At 72.9% G+C, this 3,729-nt stretch carries 3 protein-coding genes and 4 tRNA genes; all 7 read left to right on the plus strand.

The window, feature by feature from the left end; translation table 11 throughout:
- The first annotated feature begins 282 nt into the window (after positions 1–282).
- The gene (locus tag F4X11_07200; GenBank protein MYN64800.1) at positions 283–1,041 is read left to right on the plus strand and encodes a 1-acyl-sn-glycerol-3-phosphate acyltransferase; all 759 of its coding nucleotides are present in this window, start codon (positions 283–285) and stop codon (positions 1,039–1,041) included.
- Positions 1,042–1,117: 76 nt separating this feature from the next.
- A complete protein-coding gene (gene ispD, locus F4X11_07205; GenBank protein ID MYN64801.1) occupies positions 1,118–2,290 on the plus strand; it encodes a 2-C-methyl-D-erythritol 4-phosphate cytidylyltransferase in 1,173 nt (390 codons plus the stop codon).
- Positions 2,287–3,012, plus strand: coding sequence for a 23S rRNA (guanosine(2251)-2'-O)-methyltransferase RlmB (rlmB, locus tag F4X11_07210; protein MYN64802.1), 726 nt, complete (start codon positions 2,287–2,289; stop codon positions 3,010–3,012). The genes ispD and rlmB overlap by 4 nt, the downstream gene beginning before the upstream one ends.
- Before the next feature lie 70 nt (positions 3,013–3,082).
- Positions 3,083–3,159, plus strand: a tRNA-Thr gene (locus F4X11_07215).
- A gap of 94 nt (positions 3,160–3,253) precedes the next feature.
- Positions 3,254–3,340 (plus strand) — tRNA-Tyr (locus tag F4X11_07220).
- Positions 3,341–3,386: 46 nt separating this feature from the next.
- A tRNA-Gly gene (locus F4X11_07225) sits at positions 3,387–3,461 on the plus strand.
- Positions 3,462–3,550: 89 nt separating this feature from the next.
- Positions 3,551–3,625: transfer RNA gene (locus F4X11_07230), tRNA-Thr, on the plus strand.
- Positions 3,626–3,729 lie beyond the last annotated feature (104 nt).

The following is a 3,729-nucleotide window of genomic DNA, read 5'->3' on the forward strand; positions in this document are numbered from 1 at the left end:
GATCTGGGCGTGGTGGCGGCGGTGGCGTCGAGCCTGCGGGGGCGCGGGGTGCGGCCGGGCACCGCGGTGTTCGGCGAGGTGGGGCTGGGGGGCGAGCTGCGCGGGACGCCGCAGGCCGCGCTGCGCGTCCGCGAGGCGGCGCAGCTCGGCTTCACGCGCTGCGTCCTGCCCGCCGTGAACCGTGGCCGGGAGACGGCCGACGCCGGGTGCGAGACGGTCGGGGTCGAGACCGTCGAGGATGCCCTCGACGCGCTGCTGGCCGTGTCGTGAACGAAGCGGACGATGCCTTCCTTCCACTGGTGGCGGACGGTGTTCTGGCTGATTCCCGCCATCTCCGTCTACACCATCGTGCTCGGCGCAGTGTCGCTCGCATCGATGCTCGGCGATCGGCGGGGTCACGTGGCCCACGGGTGCGCACGGCTCTGGTCGCGGCTGATTCTCGTGACAACGGGCGTGCGGGTGCACGCAGCCGGAGGCGACCTCGTGGCGGCCGGCCGATCGTACGTGTTCGTGTCGAACCACCAGAGCATCTACGATTTCCCGGTCCTGATCACGTCGATTCCCTTCCAGCTTCGTATCCTCGCCAAGGCGTCGCTAGGCGCCTTTCCCGTGCTCGGTTGGCACCTGCGCTACACCGGGCATCTGCTCGTCGATCGGGCGCGGGCCGGTCGGGGCACGCTCAATCAGGTGGCCGCGATGATTCGCCGCGGGCACTCGCTCATCGTCTTTCCGGAAGGGACCCGGAGCCGGGACGGTCGCGTCGGTTCCTTCAAGAGAGGGCTGTTCCTGCTTGCGATAGACGCAGGGATTCCGGTGGTGCCGGTCGCGCTGACCGGCACGCGGCACGTCATGCGCAAGGGGATGTTGACGACGCGCCCCGGCGACGTCGGCCTTGTCCTGCACGCGCCGCTGCCGACCGAGGGACTCGTGCGCGGAGACGCGACAAGGCTGGCGGAGCGCGCGCGCGACATCATCGCGGCGACCGTCGCCGAGGTCGAGGCAGGGGGATCCTCTAGAATGCGCGGTGCGCGGATCGAGTAGGCCGCGCCGACTTCAGGCCCCCGGCGGCCGCACGGAGTCGACGCGGACGACTCCCGGGCCGGCCGAGCGACGACCCATGCGCGTAGCGGCGATCATCGCGGCGGGCGGGCGCGGCCTGCGCGCCGGCGGCGGCGTGCCCAAGCAGCTCCGTTCCATCGGCGGGCGCACGCTGCTGGAGCTCGCGCTGGCGCCGTTCGACCGCAGCGCGCGGGTCGGCGAGATCGTCGTGGTGCTGCCGCCGGCGCTGGCCGCGGATCCGCCGGTCGGGCTCCAGGCGGTGGAGACCCCCCTGCGAGTCGTCGTCGGCGGGCGGCGGCGCCAGGATTCGGTGGCGGCCGGCCTCGATGCCGTCGGAGACGCGGCCTCGCTGGTGCTGGTCCACGACGCGGCGCGCCCGTTCTGCAGCCGGGCGCTCATCGGCCGCGTCATCGACGCCGCGGCCGAGGCGGGGGCCGCCGTGCCGGCCGTCCAGGCGACCGATACGGTCAAGCAGAGCGCCGACGCCGGCGGACACGCCGTGGTGGCCGCGACGCTCCCGCGCGAGCGCATCCACCTGGCCCAGACGCCGCAGGGCTTCCGCGCGGACGTGTTGCGCGCCGCGGTCGCGCTCGGCCGGGGCGGGGTCGACGCGACGGACGAGGCGCTGCTGGCCGAACGGGCCGGGTACACGGTTCGGCTCGTCGAGGGGGACCCGGAGAACGTGAAGATTACGACCCCCGCGGATCTGGATCGCGCGGCCGGACGAGCGGCGCGGTCCGCGGCCGCGCCTGCCGCCGCCGTACGCCTGGGCATCGGCTACGACCTGCATCGGACCGTCGCCGGGAGACCGTTGATCCTCGGGGGGGTGCACGTGCCCCATGACCGGGGGCTGGACGGGCACTCGGACGCCGACGCGGTCTGTCATGCCCTGATCGACGCCATTCTGGGCGGCGCCGCGGCGGGCGACGTCGGGCAGCATTTTTCCAACCGCGATCCCCGCTGGAAGGGCGCGTCGAGCATCGATCTGCTGGAACGCGCCGTCGCCATCGTGCGCGAGCGCGGGTACGCGGTCGGCAACGCCGACATCGTGGTCATCGCCGAGCGCCCGCCCATCGGCCCGCACGCCGCCGCGATGCGGGAGCGGCTGGCGGCGGCGCTCGAGGTGGCGGTGGATGCCGTCAGCGTGAAGGCCAAGACGGGCGAGGGGGTGGACGCGGTGGGCCGCGGCGAGGCGATCGCGGTGCACGCGGCCGCCACGCTGGTGCGATGACGATCTTCGGCGTCAAGCCGGTGATCGAGGCGTTGCGCGCCGGGCGGGTCACGGCGCTGGCCGTGAGCGTGCGCCGCCGGCGCGGTCTGACGGAGCTGCTGGAGCTGGCGGACCGCCGCGGGGTGCGCCTGCGCCGGGTCGATCCCGCGGAGCTGGACCGCCTCGCGGGCGGGGCGGCGCACCAGGGCGTGGTCGCCACGGTGCGCGCGCTCGACACGTATGCGGTGGCGGACCTGGTCGCGGTCCGTACGCCGCCGCTCATCCTCGTCCTCGACGGTATCGAGGATCCGCGCAATCTGGGCGCCATCGCGCGCACGCTGGACGCCGCCGGCGGCTCGGGGCTCGTCGTGCCCGAGCGGCGGGCGGCCCCGGTCACCGGCGCGGCCGTCAAGGCCTCGGCGGGGGCGCTCGTGCACGTCCCTCTCGCGCCGGTGGTCAACCTGCCGCGGGCGCTCGGCGAGCTGAAGGCGGCCGGGGTCTGGACGATCGGACTCGAGGCCGAGGCCGACCAGTCGTTGTACGATCTGGACCTGCGCCTGCCGTCCGCAATCGTCATCGGCGGTGAGGGGCGCGGGCTGCACCGGCTGGTGCGCGAGCGCTGCGACTGGCGCGCGGCCCTGCCGATGCGCGGGCGGGTGTCGAGTCTCAACGCGTCGGTCGCCGCCGCCGTGGCCCTGTTCGAGGCCGTCCGCCAGCGGTCGGCCGCGGCGCCGGCCGGCTGAGGAAGCGGCCCGGAATCCCCGCGGCCCTTGCCGGAACGGGCGGATTCTGCTATCATCTCCAATTCGTCCGGCTGGCGTAGCTCAGTCCGGTAGAGCGGCTGATTTGTAATCAGCGGGTCGGGGGTTCGAATCCCTTCGCCAGCTCCACAGGCATTGAACACGCGATCCCAATCAACCCGGTCGAGGTGCAGTTCGGGTACAGGAGCGCCCGGGGAGACGGGTCCGGGCGATGAGCGAAATCGGCGAGGTTGCGGAGCGGTCAAACGCAACAGACTGTAAATCTGTCGCCCTAGCGGCTTCGGAGGTTCGAATCCTCCCCTCGCCACCAGGTCGAGCAGCGGGCGTAGTCGGACGGCGGCGCGGGCAACGGGTGCGCGGGAGTAACTCAGTGGTAGAGTCACAGCCTTCCAAGCTGTTGGTCGCGGGTTCGATCCCCGTCTCCCGCTCCAGCGCGCCGGCGGCTGCCCGCGCGCCGGATCGAGCGCGCCGCCGGGCCGGCGGACGAGCCGGGCGGGCCGGCTCCCGGAGTCGTGATCGAGCCGATGTAGCTCAGTGGTAGAGCGCGTCCTTGGTAAGGACGAGGTCACCGGTTCAAGCCCGGTCATCGGCTCCACCCCGGTCATGGAGGACAGCGAGCAGGCTCGTCTCGCACAGGAAACGTCATGGCGAAAGAGAAGTTCGACAGGTCGAAGCCGCACGTGAACATCGGTACGATCG

It is taken from the genome of Acidobacteriota bacterium (genome assembly GCA_009861545.1).
In the GTDB taxonomy this organism is placed as follows: Bacteria; Acidobacteriota; Vicinamibacteria; order Vicinamibacterales; family UBA8438; genus WTFV01.